This is a genomic window from Polaribacter uvawellassae (assembly GCF_039748955.1).
Taxonomy (GTDB): Bacteria; Bacteroidota; Bacteroidia; order Flavobacteriales; family Flavobacteriaceae; genus Polaribacter; species Polaribacter uvawellassae.
In genome coordinates, this window is the sequence record NZ_JBDIZN010000005.1 from 63,311 (window position 1) to 87,439 (window position 24,129).

Annotated in this window: 23 protein-coding genes and 1 tRNA gene; 12 read left to right on the forward strand and 12 right to left on the reverse strand. The window is 31.0% G+C overall.

Annotation, left to right across the window (positions count from 1 at the left end; genetic code table 11):
* Nucleotides 1–30: 30 nt before the first annotated feature.
* Nucleotides 31–1,566, reverse strand: a complete 1,536-nt coding sequence (locus ABDX67_RS11145; protein ID WP_347175109.1) for a peptide MFS transporter — start codon at nt 1,564–1,566, stop codon at nt 31–33.
* A gap of 171 nt (nt 1,567–1,737) precedes the next feature.
* On the opposite strand from ABDX67_RS11145, the gene ABDX67_RS11150 reads away from it, so the two are divergent.
* The 3 genes from ABDX67_RS11150 to ABDX67_RS11160 all read left to right on the forward strand — a co-directional run bounded on the left by ABDX67_RS11150 (nt 1,738) and on the right by ABDX67_RS11160 (nt 5,364).
* Complete coding sequence (locus ABDX67_RS11150; protein ID WP_347175110.1) at nt 1,738–3,009, forward strand: hydroxymethylglutaryl-CoA reductase, degradative; 1,272 nt, start codon at nt 1,738–1,740, stop codon at nt 3,007–3,009.
* A gap of 79 nt (nt 3,010–3,088) precedes the next feature.
* Entirely contained in the window at nt 3,089–4,018 is a 930-nt protein-coding gene (locus tag ABDX67_RS11155) for a GYDIA family GHMP kinase (RefSeq protein WP_347175111.1), read from the forward strand.
* 137 nt (nt 4,019–4,155) lie between these two features.
* Nucleotides 4,156–5,364 (forward strand): BaiN/RdsA family NAD(P)/FAD-dependent oxidoreductase, encoded by a 1,209-nt coding sequence (locus tag ABDX67_RS11160; RefSeq protein ID WP_347175112.1) that lies wholly within the window; start codon nt 4,156–4,158, stop codon nt 5,362–5,364.
* 2 nt (nt 5,365–5,366) lie between these two features.
* Here the strand turns inward: ABDX67_RS11160 and ABDX67_RS11165 are convergent, their stop codons facing one another.
* The 6 genes from ABDX67_RS11165 to ABDX67_RS11190 all read right to left on the reverse strand — a co-directional run bounded on the left by ABDX67_RS11165 (nt 5,367) and on the right by ABDX67_RS11190 (nt 9,039).
* A complete protein-coding gene (locus tag ABDX67_RS11165) occupies nt 5,367–5,894 on the reverse strand; it encodes a hypothetical protein (protein ID WP_347175113.1) in 528 nt (175 codons plus the stop codon).
* 23 nt (nt 5,895–5,917) lie between these two features.
* Nucleotides 5,918–6,211, reverse strand: coding sequence for a hypothetical protein (locus ABDX67_RS11170; protein ID WP_347175114.1), 294 nt, complete (start codon nt 6,209–6,211; stop codon nt 5,918–5,920).
* A 19-nt stretch (nt 6,212–6,230) separates the two neighbouring features.
* The gene (locus ABDX67_RS11175; protein WP_347175115.1) at nt 6,231–7,022 is read right to left on the reverse strand and encodes a TlpA disulfide reductase family protein; all 792 of its coding nucleotides are present in this window, start codon (nt 7,020–7,022) and stop codon (nt 6,231–6,233) included.
* Nucleotides 7,023–7,035: 13 nt separating this feature from the next.
* The gene (locus ABDX67_RS11180; protein WP_347175116.1) at nt 7,036–7,269 is read right to left on the reverse strand and encodes a hypothetical protein; all 234 of its coding nucleotides are present in this window, start codon (nt 7,267–7,269) and stop codon (nt 7,036–7,038) included.
* Nucleotides 7,270–7,334: 65 nt separating this feature from the next.
* A complete protein-coding gene (locus tag ABDX67_RS11185; protein WP_347175117.1) occupies nt 7,335–8,660 on the reverse strand; it encodes a serine hydrolase domain-containing protein in 1,326 nt (441 codons plus the stop codon).
* A gap of 31 nt (nt 8,661–8,691) precedes the next feature.
* A complete protein-coding gene (locus tag ABDX67_RS11190) occupies nt 8,692–9,039 on the reverse strand; it encodes a hypothetical protein (RefSeq protein ID WP_347175118.1) in 348 nt (115 codons plus the stop codon).
* 207 nt (nt 9,040–9,246) lie between these two features.
* Here ABDX67_RS11190 and ABDX67_RS11195 point away from each other — a divergent pair, with 207 nt between their 5' ends.
* From ABDX67_RS11195 to ABDX67_RS11225, 7 genes are all read left to right on the forward strand, one after another.
* The gene (locus ABDX67_RS11195; protein WP_347175119.1) at nt 9,247–10,317 is read left to right on the forward strand and encodes a sensor histidine kinase; all 1,071 of its coding nucleotides are present in this window, start codon (nt 9,247–9,249) and stop codon (nt 10,315–10,317) included.
* The gene (locus tag ABDX67_RS11200) at nt 10,310–11,023 is read left to right on the forward strand and encodes a LytR/AlgR family response regulator transcription factor (protein ID WP_347175120.1); all 714 of its coding nucleotides are present in this window, start codon (nt 10,310–10,312) and stop codon (nt 11,021–11,023) included. Before ABDX67_RS11195 ends, ABDX67_RS11200 begins: the two co-directional genes overlap by 8 nt.
* 37 nt (nt 11,024–11,060) lie before the next feature.
* Complete coding sequence (locus ABDX67_RS11205) at nt 11,061–12,158, forward strand: diphosphomevalonate decarboxylase (protein ID WP_347175121.1); 1,098 nt, start codon at nt 11,061–11,063, stop codon at nt 12,156–12,158.
* Nucleotides 12,159–12,183: 25 nt separating this feature from the next.
* Nucleotides 12,184–12,756, forward strand: a complete 573-nt coding sequence (locus tag ABDX67_RS11210; protein WP_347175122.1) for a toxin-antitoxin system YwqK family antitoxin — start codon at nt 12,184–12,186, stop codon at nt 12,754–12,756.
* A 63-nt stretch (nt 12,757–12,819) separates the two neighbouring features.
* Nucleotides 12,820–13,746, forward strand: a complete 927-nt coding sequence (locus ABDX67_RS11215; protein ID WP_347175123.1) for a mevalonate kinase family protein — start codon at nt 12,820–12,822, stop codon at nt 13,744–13,746.
* Nucleotides 13,747–13,765: 19 nt separating this feature from the next.
* Nucleotides 13,766–14,683, forward strand: a complete 918-nt coding sequence (locus ABDX67_RS11220; RefSeq protein WP_347175124.1) for a geranylgeranylglycerol-phosphate geranylgeranyltransferase — start codon at nt 13,766–13,768, stop codon at nt 14,681–14,683.
* 46 nt (nt 14,684–14,729) lie between these two features.
* Nucleotides 14,730–15,551, forward strand: a complete 822-nt coding sequence (locus ABDX67_RS11225) for a pseudouridine synthase (protein ID WP_347175125.1) — start codon at nt 14,730–14,732, stop codon at nt 15,549–15,551.
* Nucleotides 15,552–15,586: 35 nt separating this feature from the next.
* Here the strand turns inward: ABDX67_RS11225 and hutG are convergent, their stop codons facing one another.
* The 4 genes from hutG to hutH are packed head-to-tail and all read right to left on the reverse strand — an operon-like array spanning nt 15,587 to nt 21,350.
* The gene (hutG, locus tag ABDX67_RS11230; RefSeq protein ID WP_347175126.1) at nt 15,587–16,603 is read right to left on the reverse strand and encodes a formimidoylglutamase; all 1,017 of its coding nucleotides are present in this window, start codon (nt 16,601–16,603) and stop codon (nt 15,587–15,589) included.
* 12 nt (nt 16,604–16,615) lie between these two features.
* Complete coding sequence (gene hutI / locus ABDX67_RS11235; RefSeq protein ID WP_347175127.1) at nt 16,616–17,851, reverse strand: imidazolonepropionase; 1,236 nt, start codon at nt 17,849–17,851, stop codon at nt 16,616–16,618.
* Nucleotides 17,851–19,848 carry a urocanate hydratase gene (gene hutU / locus ABDX67_RS11240; protein ID WP_347175128.1) on the reverse strand — a complete coding sequence of 666 codons (1,998 nt, stop codon included), beginning with the start codon at nt 19,846–19,848 and terminating at the stop codon, nt 17,851–17,853. The genes hutI and hutU overlap by 1 nt, the downstream gene beginning before the upstream one ends.
* A gap of 8 nt (nt 19,849–19,856) precedes the next feature.
* Nucleotides 19,857–21,350: a histidine ammonia-lyase gene (gene hutH, locus ABDX67_RS11245; RefSeq protein ID WP_347175129.1), complete on the reverse strand. Its 1,494-nt coding sequence runs from the start codon at nt 21,348–21,350 to the stop codon at nt 19,857–19,859.
* Nucleotides 21,351–21,428: 78 nt separating this feature from the next.
* On the opposite strand from hutH, the gene ABDX67_RS11250 reads away from it, so the two are divergent.
* Nucleotides 21,429–22,307, forward strand: coding sequence for a LysR family transcriptional regulator (locus tag ABDX67_RS11250; protein ID WP_347175130.1), 879 nt, complete (start codon nt 21,429–21,431; stop codon nt 22,305–22,307).
* Between the two features lie 60 nt (nt 22,308–22,367).
* Nucleotides 22,368–24,014 carry a solute:sodium symporter family transporter gene (locus ABDX67_RS11255; RefSeq protein WP_347175131.1) on the forward strand — a complete coding sequence of 549 codons (1,647 nt, stop codon included), beginning with the start codon at nt 22,368–22,370 and terminating at the stop codon, nt 24,012–24,014.
* A gap of 41 nt (nt 24,015–24,055) precedes the next feature.
* Here ABDX67_RS11255 and ABDX67_RS11260 read toward each other — a convergent pair.
* Nucleotides 24,056–24,128, reverse strand: a tRNA-Phe gene (locus ABDX67_RS11260).
* Nucleotide 24,129: the final 1 nt, after the last annotated feature.

Genomic DNA, 24,129 nt, shown 5'->3' on the forward strand with positions numbered 1-24,129 from the left:
GAGTTTGTGAGGTTTTAAAAATATGTTTTTTTAATGTACGTTGCCCATCAAGCGTTTTATCAATGGAGAAGCAATAAGTATTAATAAACCTGCTCCAAGAGCATATTGTGCTATCATCAAAAATCCATCAGTATAGGTAGTTAAAGTTTCAAAACCACCGATGTTTTTATCGGTACTTTCTATGGCAAGTTGTTCTCCAATAAATCCAACCAATTGAAAAGCAAATGCTGAAGATAGGAACCAAATCCCCATCATAAAAGCAACAATTCTTTTTGGTGATAGATCTGTAATTTTAGAGAGTCCAATTGGAGACATTAACATTTCTCCTACAGAAATTAAGAAATACATAACTAATAAGAACGAAAAAGGTACCATACCATTTTCATCTGCGCTTGCACCACTAATTGATAAAATATAAAAACTGATTCCGGCAAATAGGAGTCCTAACCCAAACTTATAAGGTGTTCTTGGATTTTTCTTTTTCTTAGATAGATAAACCCATAACATTGACATTGGTATCGATAATATAATGATAAACATAGAGTTTAATGCGTTTGTACCTGCTGCATCAACTAAATATAAGTTAACATTTCTTGCTGCAAATAGCGTAATTACACTACCAGATAATTCATGGAATCCCCAGAAAAGTGACATAAAAATAGTAATTAATACGGCAACAAATATTTTTTTTCTTTCTTCAACTTTTGCTTGATACATGATATACCCTAAATACACAACAATCACAAGAAGTAATATATTAAAGATAATATTTACAATGTTTTTACCACCCATGAATGCATCATCAGCAAAAACACTTTTATAAGAAGAAATTAAAAATGCAATTACAGGAACTGCTAAAACTGCCAATACAGGAACTAAAACGCCTTGTTTAATCCCGATTACTTTTTTCTCAATAATTTCTTTACTTGGTGCCCCACCTTTATTTCCAAATACATTTTTTTTAATTCCACTCCAAAATACAATTAAACCTAAAAGCATTCCGAATCCTGCCAATGCAAAACCATAGTGCCATCCATACGTATGTCCTAGCCATGCACATAATAGAGGGGCTGCAAAACCACCAATATTAATACCCATATAAAAAATACTAAAACCTGCTTCTTTTCTAGGGTCATCGTCTTTATATAGTTCTCCAACAAATGTTGAAATATTAGGCTTAAAAAAACCGTTACCAACCACAATAAAAGCCAATGCTAAAAAGAAAGCAATGTCGCTTTGAATGGCTAATACAAAATGACCAATAGCCATTAAGATACCTCCCAAGAAAATAGAATTTTTCATTCCTAAGATACTATCAGATATTCTACCACCAATTACGGTAGATGCGTATACTAAAGATCCATATGAAGCATATACAGCAGCTGCTGCAATATCTCTTTCTACTAAAGCTTCAAATATTACATTTACCATGTAAAGCGTTAGCAACGCTCTCATTCCATAGAAACTAAAACGTTCCCATAATTCTGCAAAAAATAAATAAAATAAGCCTTTTGGATGTCCGAACATTTCTTGCTGTTCTGGTTGTTTGACTATTGATTCTGACATAAGTATGTAATTTTAGTTGTTTTTTTAATTATTCTTTATTTAGTTGATAAAAAGATTGCCAAGTTTACGGAAAAATTGGCAAAAATCAAGCTAAAAAATCAGAAATATGGAATTCTAAGGTTATTTATCTAGGATTCAATTATCTTTGCTTCGCTTAAAAAGTACAATTCAATGTCCAAAATTATTTCAGGGTTTTCTAAACTTACTAAAGAAGAAAAAATAAACTGGTTGTCTAAAAATTACTTTAGCTCACAACCAGAAATTATTCAAACACTTAAGCAATATTGGAATGCAGATAAAAAACTGCAAGAATTACATGATGATTTTATCGAAAATACAGTGTCCAATTTTTATTTGCCTTATGGTGTTGCACCAAACTTTGTAATTAACGGAGATCATTATGTAATTCCTATGGTTGTTGAAGAGAGTTCTGTAGTTGCAGCAGCTTCTAAAGTGGCAAAATTTTGGAGTAAACGTGGCGGTTTTAAAGCAGAAGTAATTTCAACAACTAAAATTGGTCAAGTACATTTTATGTACGAAGGTAATAAAGAAGATTTAACATCGTATTTCCATCAACAAAAAGAAAATTTATACAAAGCGACTGCTTCCATAACTAAAAATATGGAAAAACGTGGTGGCGGAATTTTAGCTATTGAATTGGTTGATAAAACTGATAAGCTTGCAAATTATTATCAATTACATGCAACGTTTGAAACCAAAGATTCTATGGGCGCAAACTTTATCAATTCGTGTTTAGAAGCCATTGCAAAAGCTTTTAGAAAAGACGATATTGAAATTGTAATGAGTATTTTATCAAACTACGTTCCGCAATGTTTAGTAAGAGCCGAGGTTTCTTGTAAGATTGATGAATTGGGCGGAGAAAATCCACAACAATTTGCTCAAAAATTTAAACAAGCAGTTCAGATTGCAGAAATAGAACCTTACAGAGCTGTAACGCACAACAAAGGAATTATGAACGGAATTGACGCTGTTGTATTGGCAACCGGAAATGATTTTAGAGCTGTTGAAGCTGGAGCGCATGCTTATGCGGCAAAATCTGGAAACTATAAAAGTTTAACGCATTGCGAAATTGAAAATAATATTTTTAAATTTTGGATTGAAATTCCCTTAGCTTTAGGAACTGTTGGCGGATTAACCGCTTTACATCCTATGGCAAAATTATCGCTAGATATGTTGCAAAAACCATCGGCAAGAGAATTGATGCAAATTATTGCAACAGCAGGTTTGGCACAAAATTTTGCTGCGTTAAAAGCGTTAACTACAAGCGGAATTCAAGAAGGACATATGAAAATGCATTTGATGAATATTTTAAATCAATTGAATGCAACAAATGAAGAAAAAGAAAAAGTTGTTGCTTACTTTAAAGATAAAACGGTTACACATAGTGCAGTTGTTGAACAATTTAATGCTTTGAGAAGGTAAACGGAATGTCCCCTCGAGCGCAGTCGAGAGGTTTTTATTTAGGTCTCGACTGCGCTCGACCTGACAAAAAAACTAACAATTGACTCGATTTTATTCAAACGGAAAATTATTATTAACAGGAGAATATGTTGTTCTTGACGGAGCGACATCGTTGGCTGTGCCTACAAAATTTGGGCAAGATTTAGTTGTAACGTCAATTCAAGAACCGCAATTGGTTTGGGGAAGTTTTACAAATACAGGAGAGTGTTGGTTTGAAGCAATTTTTGATTTACCAAAACTCCGTTTAAAAAACGCAACCTTCAATTCTGATAAAGAAGGAAATGCCGAATTTATTGCAGAAACGTTACACAAAATTTTAAGCGAAGCAAGAAAACTAAATCCGGATTTTTTGCAAACCGATAAAGGATTCATCGTAAAAACAAATTTAACTTTCCCTCAAAATTGGGGATTGGGAAGTTCTTCAACCTTAATAAATAATATTGCAACTTGGGCAAATGTTGATGGGTATAGATTATTATGGAATGCTTTTTCTGGAAGTGGTTATGATATTGCTTGTGCTAAAAATGATGTTCCAATTTTTTATCAGTTAAAAAATAAACAACCCATTGTAAAGCAAGTTGATTTCAATCCATTTTTTAAAGACGAATTATTTTTTGTACACTTAAATAAAAAGCAAAATAGCAGAGATGGAATTGCGCAATACAGAAAAAATAACCAACATATTCAGCAAGAAATTACTGAGATTTCCAATTTATCAAACGAGTTTGTAAAAGCAACTTCAATATCAGATTTAAAAAAAATACTAGAAGAACATGAAAACATTATTTCTTCTATTATTAAATTAAATCCAGTTAAAAAGGAATTATTTTCTGATTATTTTGGCACTGTAAAAAGCTTGGGAGCTTGGGGCGGAGATTTTGTATTGGCAACTGGAAACGAAGACACACCAAATTATTTTAAACAAAAAGGGTTTGAAACTGTACTTTCATATTCAAAAATGGTTTTATAAATGAATGTCACATCGAGTAAATTTATTGGTAACTGAGCGAAGTCGAAGTTGAAATAAATTTATAACGAGATGATTTAAAGAAAAGTTCTCGATACATCACGCTTTGGCGTGACACTCGAACTGACAAACAAAAAAAAATGAACAAAATAATTATCATTGGTGGAGGAGCCGCAGGTTTTTTTACAGCAATAAATGCGAAAGAGCAAAATCCAGATTTAGACATTATAATTCTTGAAAAAGGAAATGATGTTCTACAAAAAGTAAAAATTTCTGGTGGCGGACGATGTAATGTTACGCACGCTTGTTTTGAACCCAAAGAATTGGTAAAATTTTATCCAAGAGGAGAAAAAGAATTGCTAGGACCTTTTCATACATTTATGACTGGCGATACTTTTGAGTGGTTTGATGATCGTGGCGTTCCGTTAAAAATTGAAGAAGATAACAGAGTGTTTCCAGAAGCAAATACTTCGCAAGCAATTATTGATTGTTTTCAAAATGCTGTTGATACACTTGGTATAAAAGTTCTGAAAAATCACGGAGTAAATTCGGTAGAAAAAGAAAATAATCAATGGAAAATCCACACAAAAAACGAAACGTTTACTGCGGATAAATTAGTAATTGCTGCAGGAAGTAGTAATAAAATTTGGGAATTGGTAACCACTTTAGATCACTCAATCATTGAGCCAGTTCCGTCTTTGTTTACGTTTAATATTAAAGACAAAAGAATCATTGATTTATTAGGAATTTCTGTTCCGAATGCAACTGTGAATATTGTTGGAACAAAATTAGAATCCTCAGGTCCTTTATTAATTACACATTGGGGAATGAGCGGTCCAGCAGTATTAAAATTGTCTGCTTTTGGAGCGCGAATTTTAGCAGAAAAAGGATATCAATACAATGTGGAAGTAAATTGGTTATCGAGACCAACCGATAAAATTGTAAATGTGTTGTTGAATTTAAAAAAGAAACAACCAAAAAAGCAAGTATTTTTAAAATCTCCGTTTGCTGAAATTCCAAGAAGATTGTGGGAACGTTTTGTTGCTGCTTCTGATATTACAGAAATTTTTAAATGGGCAGATTTAAGTAATCATCATATAGAGAAATTAGCCAATCAATTAACCAAAGGAGTGTTTAATGCCAACGGAAAAAGTACGTTTAAGGAAGAGTTTGTAACTGCTGGCGGAATTGATTTAAAAGAAATTAATTTTAAACGTTTTGAAAGCAGAAAACACAACAACTTATTTTTTGTAGGTGAAATTTTAAATATTGATGCCGTTACCGGTGGTTTTAATTTTCAGAATGCTTGGACTGGCGGTTTTATTGCAGGAAAAGCGATTGCTAAATAGTTTTAGAAATAAAAATATATTTTTAAAATTAAAACTATAACTGATATTATGAAAAACAAGAATGTTAAGGAGGAAAATAAAACAAAAAAGTTTTTATATAAGTTGACGTTTTTGTTAATAAAACCTTTACTGCTTGGTGCGTAACTTGAAACTATTTCATTTGCTTTTTCAGAAACTTCTAGGTCATTAATATCTTCTTCACTTAAGTTTGAACCTAGTTTTATTTCAAAATTAAAAAGATTTAATGCGGACATAAAAGAAAGACTAAATAAATAACTAAAAACTCTTGATAAAGTACCAAAGATTATTGTCAAACCTAAAAGAAGAAATAATGATTTAAAATGTTTAATACAAATTTTGTCAATATTGCTTATTAAAACTCCTAAAAAGACAAATATAAAACCAACAAGCCAAGTCATTATTTTTTCTAAAGATTCGTTCAATTTTAATTGATCATCTTTAGCTTCATTTAGACTTTGATTTGAGATTAAAAGTCTCTTCTTTAAATTCTCTTTCTGGTTTAATTCCATAATTTATTTTCTAAAAATATTTTTTATTCCTCATCCTCCTCCTCAAAACAATTAAAAATAATTGAGTAGCCATATTCTAATGCTTCTTCGTACAATTCAACTTGGTCTTCATCAACATCGTCTACAGTATCTAGCGTATAATATTCTTCTTCGATTTCGGTTACTTTCCAACCTTCGCTTTTGATATAATATTTTGCTAATTTGTACGCACCTTCAATATCTTTATAATCGATGTATAAACTTACATACGCACCGATAACTTCATCGTATTGCTCAGATTTTTTTGTTGGTTTTGCTAAAGCATTTATTAAAAACATAATTTTAGGTTTTAAGTGATTATTCTATTAGTAATTTTTTTATTTCTTTGGCTAAATTATCAACATTTGCTTCGTTGTTTCCTGTTGAGGTAAAACGGATAATTCCTTTCTTATCAATAATAAAATTTTTAGGAATTGCTCCTTTTGCATATTTGTTCCATATTTTTTTCTCAGGATCAAATCCTGCATTAAAAACAATTTCTTTTCCTTTTAAGTAGGTCATTTTTTTTGAAACCAATGCCTTGTCTTCTCCGATTGCAATCGGAATAAAAACAAAATCTTCGTTTTTATATTTTTCTAAAATTTTAGACGGCATTTCGTAAAATTCTCTGATACACGGCGCGCACCAAGTTGCCCAAAAATTAAGCAAAACAACTTTTCCTTTTAAATCGGATAACTGAATTTGTTCTCCGTTTACCATTTCTACCCTAAAATTTTTTGCAGTATCATTTACATTTAAAATATATTCTCTAGTAAATTTTTTAGCATAGGTTTCTTCGGCTTTTTTAACTCTTTTTTTCTTTCTCATTTCTGATTTAGAAAAAATTTCGATGACTGCAATAAATTCCTTTTCGCCCAATATATCTCCGAGTTTCTTTTTTAAACGGATGTATTCATCATCAGAAATACCATTCTTCATTCCTTTTATGAATCCGGATTTCATGTAATCGTTTATTTTTTCTTTTGAAACAATTTCATCGTTCACGATAAAAATTTGTTCAAATGATTTGTTCTTTTGCGCAATCAAGATGTTTGCTGAAAAGATAAAAAGTAGCGTTAAAAGAATTCCCTTTTTAAATATATTTTGCATAATTATTTTAAATTTACGCCAATTCTCCTCTATGCGGAATCAAAGCATCACGATATGTTTTCATATCAACTTCATCAACAATAATATAAGCGATACTATGAAATTCGGTGAGTTCTAAGAAATCAATTTCGTAATAATATAGATCTTTTGCTGCAGCAAATTCCATTAAATGAATGTGGTGATGTTTTGCAGTTTCCAAACCATCTTCTCCTTTAAAATCCCAGATTAATTTTAGTTTTCTATTCATAAATACAAAAATACCTTTTTCAAATGAATGAAAAAGGTATTTTAACAACGAACTAAAATTTATACTTATTCTTCTTTTTCAAGTAAATGTTTTTTCCCGCCAAAAGTCAATTCCATTGTTTTGTTTTGTAGGTTGAAATCAAAACGAATTCCCATTGCGTCATACATAAAAAGATCTTTTTTAGGCGAAATTAATTTAAAGATTGGTTGACCAGTTGCTTGTGCAAACAAAGTAGTGCCTTTTTTAGTAAAAGTTACTTTCGCAGGAAATGTTTTTCCGCTATAAACTCCTAAATAAACGTCTAATTCTTCCGTTTTTAATTGAAGTGTAACTGTCTTTTTTAACGAAGTGTCATTTTTAAAATAGGTTTCTAAAATAGAAATTACAGTTGGCATCGTCATCGCATTTAACCCATTAAATGTAAAAGCCATGGTAATATTTTTCTCTGGAATGTATAAAGCATAAGATTGAAAACCATCAATGCCGCCATCGTGACCAAATACTTTTAAATCGTTAAACTCGAATTGCATAATTCCGAGTCCTTTTCCGTTTTTAATAGTCATTAATTTTTTTAAAGCAGCAGCAGAAGTTAGTTTTCCTGAAAATAAATTTGATAAGAAAACATTTAATTCTGATGAAGTTGAAACAATTGCTCCAGCTCCCATCGGCGCAGACATATTAGTTTGCATGTCGATAAAATTCCATTGATTATTTTCAAAATAATAAGGCAACGCTTCGTTGTTGTTGGGTTTAATTGGGTTTCCGAATTCAGTTCTCTTTAATTGTAGTGGTTTTATAATTCTATCTTCTAGTATTTTATTAAAAGGTTTTTTATCAATTATTTCTGAAATGTAAGAGAGAATGATAAAGTTAGTATTAGAATATTTTGATTGTGTTTTCGGTTCAAATTCAGTTCCGTTTTTAATAAAACGATCCATCATTTGCTTGCGAGTTTGCGGTTTTGTAATCCAAGACCTAATGTTTGTATCGTTTGTAACATTTACCAAACCACTTTGATGTCTTAATAAATCTTCAATCGTAATTTTATGTGCATTTGGTAATTCCGGAAAATACTCTTTAACGAAAGTGTTTAAGGTTAATTTTTCTTCATCAATTTGTTGTAAAATGATAGTTGCAGTAACTGTTTTAGAGATAGAACCAATTCTGTATTTGGTAAATTTATTTCCTCTTTTTTTGGTTTTGAGGTTAGCAAAACCAAAGTCTTTTTGGTAGATTTCTGTTCCGTTTTTAAAAATAGAAACAGTTCCCATTGCTTTATTTTCTGATTCAAATGTTTTGAATAAGTTGTCTAAATTTGTTTTTGTTGATGTCTGAGCAAATGTAAAAATTGAGCACAAGCATACAGTAATAAAAAGTATTTTTTTAATCATAAGTAGAAGTTTAATGTGATTTTTAAAAAGATTAGTTTTCTTTTTTTAATCCTGTCAATAAAATAATTCCTGCTCTACCAACTAAAAAAGTAAACATTCCGAAAGTTGGAGGAAGAATTCCTATTTTAAATCCGCCAGCAAGCACAGGTGTTGCAATATCTCCTTTGATTTCTACAATTCTATCTAATGCGTCAATCAAACCAATTGTAAAGCCTAAAAATCCAAAAACCAACGCAAAAAGTCCAATAGATTTTAAAAGGTTTAAGTTTTTTGTTGTGTTGTTTTTAATTCCTCTAACGATTAGGAAAACTGAAGTTAATAATAAAATTAATAAAGGATACATAAATGTTGGTCCGCCATCAGAAAGCAAATGTGTCATAATTTGTAGTTTTTAAATTCAGAACTAAATTATTTTAATTCATCACTTTAAATAATTAAAAACGACCAAATTAAGATATTTTATTCCTTTTAACCTAATTAGCTCCTTTTTTGCAAAAACAATACAAAACCTGTATTTGGCATCTCAGAAACCTAAAATCGTCTATATTTATAGCATTAAAAGACTTTTTTAATTTCCTTTACATTAATGAATACCACTTTTCAACATTTTTTAAAACAATCCATTTTACATCTAAGTTTTTGGTTTGTGGTTTGGTTTTTCTTTCAAACATTCTTTAGTGTTGGTTCTTCAAACGCACAGTTTATTTTTTGGTTTTCTATTTTATTAAGTATTATTTCAATTATAGCTTCTTATGTTTTTGTGTATAATTTATTACCAAATTATTTATTGAAAAAGAAATACAAAGAATTTGCTTTATATAGTGTTTATGCAGGTGTTTTTATTACCTGTGGAGTTTTTATGACGATGGCATTTGGTTTTGTTTTCTATTTTAATTTAGAATTTCAAAATATGCCAGCGTTAACCAAAAGTTCTTCTGTTATTTTGGTTTGTGTGCTGTTGATTGTTGTTTTGGCAAGCGGAATTAAAATCTTGTCACACAATTACAAATCTTTGGAGAAAAATAAATCCTTAGAAAATAAAATCTTGCAGGCGCAATTGCAACTTAAAGAGCAAGAATTAAAGTTTTTAAAAATGCAGATCCATCCACATTTTTTATTCAATTCTTTAAATACTATTTATGGTTTTGCTTTAAAAAAGAAAAATGAAGCGCCAGAAATGATTTTAAAATTGTCTAATTTACTGGATTATATTTTATATCAGGTTGATAAACCAACAGTTAGTCTTGCTGATGAAATTCATCATTTAGAAGATTATATTTCTTTAGAAGAAATGCGATTCCACGACACCTTAATTGTTACTTTTAATAAATCTGAACTTACTTCTGATATTCAAATTGCGCCCATGTTGTTCATTCCGTTTTTAGAAAATAGTTTTAAACACGGTAAAATTATTGATGAAAAATTATCCATCAACATTGATTTAAAAATTGATCATAATATCCTGATTTTTGAGATTGTAAATACTTCAGAAAGCAATGATAAACAAGGCAATGGAATTGGTTTAGAGAACATTCATAAAAGAGTAGAAATGTTATATCCGAATGCGCATAATTTAATTGTTGAGCATTCGAAAAATCAATTTAAAGTACAATTGCAAATTTCCATTGATGGTTTAAAAACAAAAACAGATGTTTAAAAAAATCAAATGCATTATTGTTGACGACGAGCCAATGGCAAGAGAAATATTGGTTTCTTATGTAGAAAAAATATCGAATTTAGAATTGATAAAAAGTTGTAAAAATGCTTTGGAAGCTTTTGAAATAATCAATACTCAAAAAATCGATTTATTGTTTTTAGACATCAACATGCCAGAAGTTTCTGGTTTGTCTTTAGCAAAAATGATTGGTAAAGAATCTAAAGTTATTTTTACCACAGCGTATAGAGATTATGCGGTTGAAGGATTCAATTTAAAAGCAGTAGATTATTTATTAAAACCAATTGCTTTTGATCGATTTTTAGAAGCCGTAAATACTTTTTTTGATACGATTTCTGTTGCGGAAGAATCGCCAAAAGAAAATAAGAATGTAACTGCTGATTTCTTTTTTGTGCGTTCAGAACGAAAAATGGTGAAAGTTAATTTTGAAGAAATTTTATACATAGAAAGTTTGAGCGATTATATAAAAATTTGCACTCAAAATAGTACAATAATTACAAGAGAAACCATAACAAATGTTGAAGCAAAGTTGCCATCGCAACAATTTTTAAGAGTGCACAGGTCGTATATTGTTTCCTTAAAAAGTATTGATTCTTACACAAATGAATTTCTAGAAATTGCTCAAAAAGCAATTCCGATTAGTAGAAAATACAAAGATGCTGTTTTGAAAAAATTAGAAAATATGTAACAATAAAAAGTTATATTTACAGCAAATTATTTTCGATTTGAACACAGCACAATTCATTCCTTCAGTACTTAATTTTTCGATAGAAAAAGCAACATATAAATGGCGAACACCAAGTAATATCGCTTTGATAAAATATTGGGGAAAAAGTGATCCGCAAATTCCAAAGAACGCTTCCATTAGTTTTACATTAAATAATTGTCATACAATTACTTCAATTGATTTTGTTAAACGAGATGTATCCTTGAGCGGAGTCGAAAGGTCTCAAATCTATTTCGAACTGTTTTTTGAAGGAGAAAAAAAAGAAGCTTTTAAACCGAAGATCGCTCAATTTTTTGAAAGAATAAAAGAATATTGTCCGTATATTTTTGAATATGACATGGTAATTAACTCAGAAAATTCTTTTCCGCATTCAAGCGGAATTGCATCTTCTGCAAGTGGATTATCGGCAATTGCTATGTGTTTATTGAATTTAGAAAAAGAATTAAATCCAAATTTATCATCAGCATTCATCAATCAAAAAGCATCTTTTTTAGCACGTTTGGGTTCTGGAAGCGCAAGTAGAAGTATAGAAGGTCCGTTAGTTGTTTGGGGAAATCATTCAGAGATTAAAGGAAGTTCAGATTTATTTGGTATACAATTTCCGTATAAAGTGCATTCGGTTTTTGAAAATTATCAAGATGCCATTTTATTAGTTGATAAAGGAGAAAAGCAAGTTTCTAGTACGGTTGGTCATAATTTAATGCACAAACATCTGTATGCAAAACAACGCTTTTTACAAGCAAATGAAAACCTTGCCAAGATTTCTAAAATATTGCAAAACGGAGATGTTGATGCATTTATAAACATCGTAGAAAGTGAAGCATTAACATTGCACGCAATGATGTTAACGAGTAATCCGTATTTTATTTTGATGAAACCAAATACATTGGAAATCATCAATAAAATTTGGAAATTTAGAGAAGAAACTCAAAGTAAAATTTGTTTTACGTTAGATGCTGGTGCAAATGTACACGTGTTGTATCCAGAAAATGAGAAGGAAAAAGTAAATCATTTTATTGAGGAAATTTTGTCTAATTACTGTCAGAAAAAGCAATATATTTTTGATTCCGTAGGATTTGGAGCAAAAAAGTTGTAAATTACAGAAACTAAAACCATTAATTATGAAAACTTCAACCTTACTATTTATGTTAGTTGTTGGGTTTTTAACTGCGTCGGTTTCAGCTCAAGAAGCTATGTGGTTCGATGCAAATTGGAATTCAACAGCAAAAGAAAAAGCAACTTATTACAGACCTAAACCTAAAGTTCAGAAAAACGGATTTTGGATTGTTGATTATTACGTAAATGGAACTATACAAATGGAAGGATTTAGTCTAAACGACAATCCTAACAACGAAAAGTTTCATGGATTAGTAAAGTATTATTTTAAAGACGGAGTACTGTTTCAGGAAATAAATTATAAAGAAGGCAAAATAGACGGAGTTAGAAAAGTGTATTTTGAATCTGGAAAATTAAAAACTGTAACAAATTATAAAGACGATAAAACAGAAGGAAAACACTACGAGTATTACGAATCGGGTGAACTTTATTCTAGAGGTAATTTTGAAAATAATTTTAGAGAAGGAAATTGGAAAACCTTTTATAAAAACGGAAAAATAAAAGAAAAAGGGAATTATGTAAAAGGCAAAAAGGCCGGAACATGGAAAGTCTTCTACAAAAACCTAGACAAGAAATAATTTAAACTACTGTACGTTAAAATAATAAATAGTATTTTTGCAATTGTTAAAGAAAAGAAAAAAATGAAAGGACCATTATTTTACGCTAAAATTTTGCTTTTTGGAGAATACGGAATTATAAAAGACTCTAAAGGTCTCGCGATTCCTTATAATACTTACAGAGGTGCATTAAAAGCTTCAAAAAATCCTTCAGAAGAAGCAATAAAATCTAATGGCAATTTACGTAGATTTTACAACTATTTATCAGAATTAAAAGACAATAATTTATCTTTTAGATTAGATGAATTTAAAGCAGATTTAGAGAACGGAATGTATTTTGATTCTTCAATTCCGCAAGGATATGGAGTTGGAAGTTCTGGCGCTTTGGTTGCTTCTATTTATGATAAATATGCAAATAATAAAATAACCGTTTTAGAAAATTTAACAAGAGATAAACTGTTGATTTTAAAAGAAACGTTTAGTATAATGGAATCTTTTTTTCACGGTAAAAGCTCTGGTTTAGATCCATTAAATAGTTATTTAAGTTTGCCAATTTTAATCAATTCTAAAACCAATATAGAACCAGCTGGAATTCCGTCACAAAAAGAAGGAAAAGGTGCTGTGTTTTTGTTAGACTCAGAAATTGTTGGCGAAACAGAACCGATGGTAAACATCTTTATGAATAAGATGAAAAACAAAGGTTTTAGAAAAATGTTAAACGAAGAATTTGCATTGCATACAGATGCTTGTATTGATGATTTTTTACATGGAAATGTTAAATCATTATTTGGTAATGTAAAAAAGTTATCTAGAGTTGTTTTAACTAATTTTAAACCTATGATTCCTGCCGCTTTTCATAAAGTCTGGGAGCAAGGAATTACTACAAACGATTATTACTTAAAATTGTGTGGTTCTGGTGGCGGAGGTTATATCTTAGGATTTACTGAAGATTTCGAAAAGGCAAAAGAAAAACTCCAAGATTATAAGTTAGAATTGGTCTATCGATTTTAGAAACACAACAACTCAAAAAGTGAGAACTTCTAAATCAACATCTTTTTTTTACAAACTATTAAGTTTACTTTCAGTTGTTAGAGGTTACAATGTTTTAGTACTAATATTGGCACAATATTTAGCTGCAATATTTATTTTTTCCCCAAAAAAATCACTGCGATTTGTTCTGTTAGATTATGAATTGTTGTTAATTGTATTAGCGTCAGTATGTGTTGTTTCTTCTGGTTATATCATCAATAATTTTTATGATGTAAAAGCAGATATTATTAATAAACCAATTAAAACAAGTTTAGATAATGTTGTTAGTCAAAAAATAAAATTAAAGATTTATTTTTTACTTAATTTTTTAGGTTTTATTTTTGGCTTTTTTATTTCTTGGAGAGCAGCCTTGTTTTTTGCAGTGTATATTTTTGCAATTTGGTTGTATTCACACAAATTAAAAAAGCATCCTTTTATAGGGTTAATCTCTGCTGCAGTTTTAACAATTCTACCATTTTTTGCCATTTTTGTGTATTATAAAAATTTTTCAAAAATAATATTTGTGCATGCTACATTTTTATTTCTGGTTTTGTTGTTAAGGCAACTGATTAAAGATTTAGGAAGTTTAAGAGGCGATATTGCAAATAATTACATCACTTTTCCAGTAAAGTATGGTGAGCGTAATACAAGAAAATTAGGAATAGTATTTATTGTTTTTACTTTTTTACCAACAGCTATTTTGCTTAATTATTCTGGAGTTGGGTATATGAAATATTATTTCCTTTTCTCTTTAATTATATTGATTTTTATTGGTTACTTTTTATGGAAGGCGAACCTAAAAAAGCATTATATTTTATTACATACTATTCTTAAAATAATGTTGCTTTTAGGTATTCTAAGTTTGCTTTTTATAGATCCGTCCTTGGTCTTAGAAAGAGTAATTGATAAACTAAATTAAATCAAATATTTAGCAGTATCTTTGCCGAAAATTAATACAATAAAAAATGAGTACAGATAAACACTCGTCGCGAGGACGACAATCAGGAAACAGTGGTGGTTTTCAAGGAAAGAAAAAAGAGTATAGAAAAATAAAAATTGCTCCAAAAGCAAATCCAGAAGACGGAATTCGATTGAACAAATACATTTCTAATTCAGGAGTTTCTTCAAGAAGAGAAGCAGATAAACTTATTGCTTCTGGAAATGTTACTGTAGATGGTGTTGTAATTACAGAAATGGGATTTAAAGTAAAACCAGGAAGTGAAGTTCGTTTTGATGGATCGTCAATTACACCAGAAGAAAAAAAATACATTTTATTAAACAAGCCAAAAAATTATATTACTACGATGGATGATGAGCGTGGTAGAAAAACGGTGATGGATTTAATAGAAAATGCAACTAAAGAACGTGTGTATCCAGTTGGGCGTTTAGATAGAAATACTACTGGTTTGTTGTTGTTTACAAATGATGGAGAATTAGCAAAAAAATTAACACATCCTAAGCATAATGTTCATAAATTATACCACGCTTCTTTAGATAAAAAGTTTGAAATGAAGCATCTTCAGAAAATTAGAGAAGAAGTAATTATTGAAGGAAGAAAAGTTTTCATTGATGAGGTTGATTATGTTGTTGGAGAATCTAAAACAGAAGTCGGAATTAAAATTCACTCTGGACGAAACAGAATTGTTCGTAAGATTTTTGAACATTTTGGTTATAAGGTTGTAAAGTTAGATCGTGTAATTTTTGCAGGATTAACTAAGAAAAACTTACCAAGAGGACGTTATAGAGAATTAACTTCTCAAGAAGTAAATACGCTTCATATGATATAATAAAAATCTAACAATCTAAAAAAGACATCTTTTACTTAAAAGATGTCTTTTTTGTTGAGTTTCATTACAATAAAATCTACGAGTTTTGCCGCTAATTTTGCAGTTAAATTATCACGATCTAAACTAGGATTAAGTTCTGCAATATCACAAGAAATTACTTTATTGGTGTCAAATAAAAAGTGTAGCATTTTAAACACAAAATACGGAGTAAATCCCAACGGTGAAGGAGCCGAAACGCCTGGTGCATATGCAGATGAAAATCCGTCCATATCAATTGTTATATACAAATAATCATTTCTTTCTATTATCTTAGAAAGCTTTTCTTTTAAAGCATTTAACTCTTCGGATGAAGATTCACATTCGTAATTAATAGCAAAACTCACGTGTTCGCTTTTTGCAATATTAAAAAGTTCTTTGGTGTTTGATTGTCGTTGAATTCCGATTGCAAAATAATCTATGGTTTGTCCGTCTTTTTTCACTTCAGAAATTATCTGATTAAAGGGTGTTCCAGAATTTGATTTTTTATCAACCGGACGTAAATCAAAATGTGCATCAAAATTAATAATTCCAATTTTCTTTTTAGAAGTATTTTTTATTGCATCTCTAATTCCCATAAAATGACCATATGCCATATCATGTCCGCCGCCAATTACAATTGGAAAAACACTCTTTGAAATTAATTTAGAAACACTTGTAGAAAGTCCTTGCTGACAAGCTTCCATATCTTCATCAATACAAATGATATCACCAAAATCGGCAACACTTTTTTCTTCAAAATGTATTGGCAATTTTGCCAAATGATCTCTAACTACTTCAGGTCCTTTTTCTGCTCCAATTCTTCCAGAGTTTCTACGAACTCCTTCATCACAAACATAACCTAACAAAGCAATATCTGTTGAGTTTTTTCTTTGCAAATCATTAATATCTTGTAGTTCTACTTCTTGATGCCAGTATTGATTTTCAATATCTGGATTTGATTTTCTACCTGTCCAAAATCTTTTTTTTCCAGGCTGATAATCAATATTTATGTTCTCAAAGATGTTTTTTTTCAATGTTGGTTTTCTTTAAAATTCTTTTCCTTTAATAAATACTTTTTCTATTAGATGAATTCCGAATGAATACGGAATAAATCCGTAAGAATTAATCGGTTTTGTAAGAATCAAATTTGCTATTTTTCCTTTTGTAATAGAACCGACTTTTGTTTCTAATCCCATTGCATATGCTCCGTTAATAGTTGCAGCATTAATCGCTTCTTCTGGAGTCATTTTCATTTTAATACAAGCGGTAGAAACTACAAAATTCATGTTTCCTGATGGAGTAGAACCTGGATTGTAGTCCGTTGCTAAAGCTAAAGGTAAACCTGCATCAATCATTTTTCTTGCTGGAGTATACGGAATGCTCAAAAAATAAGAACAACTTGGCAATGCAACAGGCATTGTTTTGGTGTTTTTTAACGCATCTATATCTTCATCTCTCATTTCTTCTAAATGATCTACAGACAATGCGTTGAATTTAATTCCGGCTTGCACACCTCCAATTGCAGTAAATTGATTCACATGAATTTTAGGAATCAATCCGTATTTTTTTCCTGCTGCTAAAATCAATTCTGTATCAGCGACAGAAAAGTAACCAGTTTCACAAAAAATATCAATGTATTCTGCTAAGTTTTCTTGTGCTACTTTTGGTAATACATCGTTAATTAGTAATTGTAAATAACCCGCTTTATTGTTTTTAAATGCTGCAGGAACCGCATGTGCGCCTAAGAATGTTGCTTTGATTTCTACCCGATAATTTTCTTTTAAACGTTTGATAACTCGCAACATTTTTAACTCGGCTTCTTCTGTTAATCCGTATCCAGATTTTATTTCAACTGCGCCAGTTCCTAATTGCATTACTTCTTCTAAACGAACTTTGCTTTGTTGATATAATTCTTCTTCAGAAGTTGTTTGTAGTTTTTTAGCTGAATTTAAAATTCCACCACCATTATTTGCAATTTCTTCGTAGGTTAAACCGTTAATTCTATCTACAAATTCTCCTTCTCTGTTTCCTGCATAGACAATGTGCGTATGAGAATCGCACCAAGAAGGTAAAATCATTCTTCCTGTTGCATCAATTACTTTTGAGAACTTAGTAGTTGGGCAATCTTTCATTTCGCCAAAATCAGTAATTAAGCCGTTTTCTACTACTAAAAAAGCATTTTTAATGGTTGGTAAAACCTTCATTTCTTTTCCAGATACAAAAGAAATGGGTGTTGTTCTAACCTGAATTAATTCTTTGATATTTTTAAATAATGTAGCCATTAAAATAAATCTTTTAACAATTCGTCATTCACTATGTTCGGTAAAGTTACTTTTAAATTTGGAGACCGTTCCATTTCCCTTTTGATGGCAAAAATAGCTTCGTCATTTCTTGCCCAGCTTCTCCTTGCAATTCCGTTATTTACATCGTAAAATAACATGCTTTTTAATCGTACTTCTGCTTCTTTTGTTCCGTCTAACAACATTCCGAATCCGCCATTCATCACTTCGCCCCAACCAACGCCACCGCCATTATGGATAGAAACCCAAGTGGCACCTCTAAAACTATCGCCAATTACATTATGAATTGCCATGTCAGCCGTAAATTTACTTCCATCATAAATATTTGAAGTTTCTCTGTAAGGTGAATCAGTTCCGCTTACATCATGATGATCTCTTCCCAAAACAACTGGGCCTATTTCTTTATTGGCAATTGCGTTGTTAAAAGCTTCTGCAATTTTAGAACGACCTTCTGCATCAGCATATAAAATTCTTGCTTGAGAACCAACCACCATTTTATTCTTCTTGGCATCTTTTATCCAAGTGATGTTGTCTTGCATTAGTAACTGAATTTCTTCAGGAGAATTTTCCATAATTTCTTGTAAGACGGTTGCTGCAATTTCATCAGTCTTGTCTAAATCTTCTGCTTTTCCAGAAGCACAAACCCAACGGAAAGGACCAAATCCGTAATCAAAACACATCGGCCCTAAAATATCTTGCACATACGACGGATATTTAAAATCGATACCATTTTCTGCCATTACATTTGCACCAGCTCTTGAAGCTTCTAATAAAAAAGCATTTCCGTAATCAAAGAAATACGTTCCTTTTGCTGTGTGTTTATTGATGGCAGCTGCGTGTCTTCGTAATGTTTCTTGTACCTTTTCTTTAAAAACGGTAGGTTCTTCTCTAATCAATCGATTTGATTCTTCATAGGAAATATCAACCGGATAATAACCACCAGTCCAAGGAATATGTAACGATGTTTGATCTGAACCTAAGTGAATAAAAATATTTTCTTCATCAAAACGTTCCCAAATTTCAACCACATTTCCGATGTATGCAATCGAAACAATTTCATTATTTTTTTGTGCTTGTTGAACTCTAGAAATTAAATCTTTTATGTTGTCAATTAGTTCATCAACCCAACCTTGTTCATGTCTTTTTGTTGCTGCTTTCGGGTTTACTTCAGCAGCAATTGTAATACAACCTGCAATGTTTCCAGCTTTTGGTTGTGCGCCAGACATTCCGCCTAAACCAGCGGTTAAAAATATTTTTCCAGCAGGATTTTCATCTTTTTTTAAGACTTTTCTAAAAGCGTTCATCACTGTAATTGTAGTTCCGTGTACAATTCCTTGCGGACCGATATACATAAATGAACCCGCCGTCATTTGTCCATATTGTGTAACTCCAAGTGCATTGAATTTTTCCCAATCATCAGGTTTTGAATAATTAGGAATCATCATTCCGTTGGTTACAATCACTCTCGGAGCATTTTTTGAAGAAGGAAATAATCCCATCGGATGACCAGAATACAAATGCAATGTTTGCGCATCGTTCATTGTTGCTAAATACTGCATTACTAAAAGATATTGTGCCCAATTTTGAAAAACGGCGCCGTTTCCTCCGTAGGTAATTAATTCCTCAGGATGTTGTGCAACCGCAGGGTCTAAATTGTTTTGAATCATCAACATAATTGCTGCAGCTTGAGAAGATTTTGCAGGATATTCAGAAACTGGTCTTGCATAAATTTTATATTCAGGCTTAAAGCGATACATATAAATCCTGCCGTATTCTTTTAATTCTTCTGCAAATTCTGTCGCCAATTCTTGATGCCAATTTTTTGGGAAATAACGCAACGCATTTCTAATGGCTAATTGTTTTTCCTCAATCGATAAAATATCTTTTCTTTTCGGAGCTCTATTCGCATTTTTTGGATAGTCTTTTTTTGCTGGAATTTCAGAAGGAATTCCTTGTAAAATCTGTTCTTTAAATGTCATGATATTTTTTATTTTACGATGAAAGATTGATTTTTTACTAACTGAATCAAGTTGTTGATGTCTTCTTTTAAAATTCTGTCGTCTTCTAATTTATCTACTTTATTTCGGATGATTTTAAAATTCTCTTCAATGATTTCTGAAAAAGTATTAGGTCTTCTAAAATCCATTGCTTGTGCTGCATACATCAATTCTATGGCGAATATTTTATCAATATTTCCTAAAATCTGATTGAATTTTCGCCCAGAAATACTTCCCATAGAAACATGGTCTTCTTGTCCTAAAGAAGTAGGAATGCTGTCCGCAGAAGGAGGGAAGCATAACGATTTGTTTTCTGTAACCAGCGCTGCAGTTGTGTATTGCGGAATCATAAATCCAGAATTTAATCCGCCACCAGAAGTTAATAATCTTGGCAAACCAAATTTTCCTTCTAATAATAAATACGAACGTCTGTCTGAAATATTTCCCAATTCTGATGCGGCAATCGAACAATAATCTAAAGCCATTGCCAACGGCTGACCGTGAAAATTTCCACCAGAAATTGCTTCGGTTTCACTCAATACAATCGGATTGTCGGTAACAGAATTCATTTCAATTTCTGCCAATTCTTCTAAATGATAATAGGCATTTCTTGACGCTCCGTGAACTTGTGGAATGCAACGCATTGAATACGGATCTTGAACACGTTCACAACTTTGGTGAGAGTTGATGTTTTGAGAATTGTTGAATAACATTCTCATGCGTTCAGCTACTTTTATCGTTCCTTTAAACGGACGAATTTCATGTAATTCAGATCTAAACGGAGAGGCACTTCCTTGATAACCTTCAATACTCATTGCGCCACAAACATCAGCCAAATCGAGTAAATACTTCATTTTTTGTAACCCGATAATAGCGTGCGCTAAAATAAATTGCGTTCCATTTATCAATCCTAAACCTTCTTTTGCTTGAAGAATTAAAGGTTGTAAATGGTGTTTTTCTAAAATTGATTTTGCAGATACAATTTCATTATTCATCCAGAATTCTCCTTCACCTAATAAGGGTAAAAATAAATGAGATAACGGAGCTAAATCTCCAGAGGCACCAACCGAACCTTGCTCAGGAACAACAGGTAATAAATCGTTTTCAATAAAATAAAGGATGCGTTCAATCAATTCTAAACGAACACCAGAAAAACCTTGACATAAGGCGTGAACTTTACAAATCATCATGATTTTTGACAGTTCTTTATCGATTGGGTTTCCTACTCCGACTGCATGTGTAATCAATAAATTTTCTTGAAGTTTACTAGTTTCTTCCGGTGTTATTTGCACATCACACAAAGGCCCAAAACCAGTATTGATTCCGTAAACTGCTTTATCGCCATTTGCCATGGTTTCAACTTTTCGTCTACATTCAGTAATTTTTTTGATTGCTATTTCGTTGATTTCTGCTTTTAAACTACCATTTGCAATGGCAATTACCTTATTAACTGTTAAATGATCTATACCGTATTTAAATTTCATCGTGTCAAAAATGTTTTTAACAAAGTTATTCTTATTTTTGATGCTTTACAATATTATTTAATCTAATAAATAATAACTATGAGTTATCAAATAGAAATTAGACATATCAAATATTTTTTAGCCGTTGCAGAAGATTTGCATTTTAGAAAAGCTGCAGAAAGATTATTTATTTCGCAGCCAGGTTTGAGTAAACAAATAAAGCAGATGGAAAATGGTTTGGGTGTTGTGTTGTTTGAAAGGCATAATAGAAAAGTGTTATTGACAAAAGCTGGAGAGTATTTGAAGAAAGAATTGGTAATTAATTTAAAAAATATTGAGCATACTTTGCATCATGCTAAAATGTTGAGTGATGGTAAAAACGGAGATTTAAAATTTGGCTATGTTGGCTCTGCAATGCAAGAGGTAATTCCGAATTTATTAATGAGTTTTAAAAGTGATTATCCAGATATTGTGTTCAGTTTAAAAGAAATGGACAATGAAAAACAAATAGAAGGGTTGCTTTCATATGAGTTAGATTTAGGATTTGTAAGGCTTGATAGAGTGCCAAGAGGATTGATAAGTAAACCCGTTTTAAAAGAGTCATTTTGTTTGGTGTTGCCAGAAAATCATCAAATAAATGCTGATAATTTTAAAAGTTTAACACAATTTAAAGAAGAACCATTTATTCTTTTTGATCCGAAATATAGTTCGTCTTATTACGAAAAAGTAATGCAATTATTTGATGAAAGTGGGTTTTCTCCAATAGTATCACATAATACAATTCACGCTGGCTCAATCTACAAATTGGTTGAAAATAACTTCGGAATTTCAATTGTTCCAAAATCATTGGCTATACTAAATAATCATAAAATAAAATTTATCGAATTAAAAAAGGCTAAACAAAAAACTACCTTGTCTGTAGTTTGGAATACTGATAATAGAAATCCGATTTTAAAAGAAATAATTAAATTGTTGTAGCTACAATAGATTTATAATTATTTGTTTAAATTTCACATCGAAAAACCAAACCTATATTTTATGCAAATTCTAACTTTTATTGGCTTTACATTAATTGTTGCAATTATTTCTTATTTAAAAACTAGAAAAACAGACGAAAAATCTTCTGACGGATATTTTTTAGGAGGAAGAACATTAACAGCTGGTGTAATTGCTGGCTCTTTACTGTTAACAAATTTATCAACAGAACAAATTGTCGGACTAAACGGATCAGCCTACACAAGCGGTTTGTCGGTTATGGTTTGGGAAACTTTGGCAGCAATTGCTATGGTTGTAACTGCAGTGTTTTTATTGCCAAGATATTTAAAAGGAGGACTAACAACGGTTCCTGGCTTTTTAGCAAAAAGGTTTGATACAACTACAAAAACATTGACTTCTGGTTTATTTTTATCTGGATATGTTGTGGTTTTATTACCTGTAATTTTATATTCTGGAGCATTGGCAATAAGCGGAATGTTTAATGTGCCAGAAATGTTAAATGTTTCTCAAGAGCAATCAATTTGGATTTGTGTTTGGGGAATTGGAAGTATTGGATCTATTTATGCAATTTTTGGAGGATTAAAAGCTGTTGCAATTTCAGATACAATTAATGCTGTTGGGTTATTAATTGGTGGTTTGTTAATTCCGATTTTTGGTTTTATGGCAATTGGTGATGGAAGTATGTTTGATGGTTTGTCTATTTTAGTAACTGAAAATCCTGACAAATTTAAATCGATGGGTGGACCAACAGATCCAGTTCCGTTTTATACTATTTTTACCGGAATGATGTTGGTGCAATTATTTTATTGGGGAACAAATCAACAAATTATTCAAAGAGCATTAGGAGCAAAAAATTTAGAAGAAGGGCAAAAAGGATTATTATTAGCATCATTTATAAAAATATTAGGACCAATAATTGTTGTTTTACCAGGGTTAATAGCATTTCACATGTTTGATGGAAGTATAGAAAATGCAGATGATGCGTACCCAATGTTGGTTAACAAAGTGTTGCCAGCTCCGTTATTAGGTTTTTTTGCGGCGGTATTATTTGGCGCAATTTTAAGTTCTTTTAATAGTGTGTTAAATAGTTCGGTTACATTATTTGGAATTGATATTTACAAACAGCATATTAATAAATACGCAACTGAAAAAACGGTAGTTAAATACGGAAAATCATTTGGAATTTTATTAGCAATTGCATCCATGTTTATTGCGCCTTTAATAGCAAACGCGGGAAGTTTGTTCGCGTACTTACAAGAAATAAATGGTATCTATAGTATTCCGATCTTAACAATTATTGTAGTTGGTTATACCACAAAAAGAGTTCCTGCAATTGCTGCAAAAATCGGATTATTATCTGGATGTATTTTATATATTATCAGTCAATTTATATTACAACCAAGATTTATTGCATCAGCATTAGAAGAGGCTGGTTTAAAAGGTATTACAGATATAGAAGAATTAGCATTGATAAAAGCAGAAGCGTATCCTCATTTTTTAGATATCATGGCAATTTTGTTTATTTTGAACATCCTAATTATGTTGGTAATTGGTAAGTTTAAACCAAGAAAAGAAGATTATGTACAAAAATATACAGAGCAAGTAGATATTACTCCATGGAAACATCTAAAAACTGCCGGATTTGCAATTTGCGCAATAGTAATTGCTGTTTATGTGTATTTTGCTTAATGAGTTAAACAAAAAAACCACTCTAAAAAGAGTGGTTTTTGTGGTACCTCCAGGAATCGAACCAGGGACACAAGGATTTTCAGTCCTTTGCTCTACCAACTGAGCTAAGGTACCA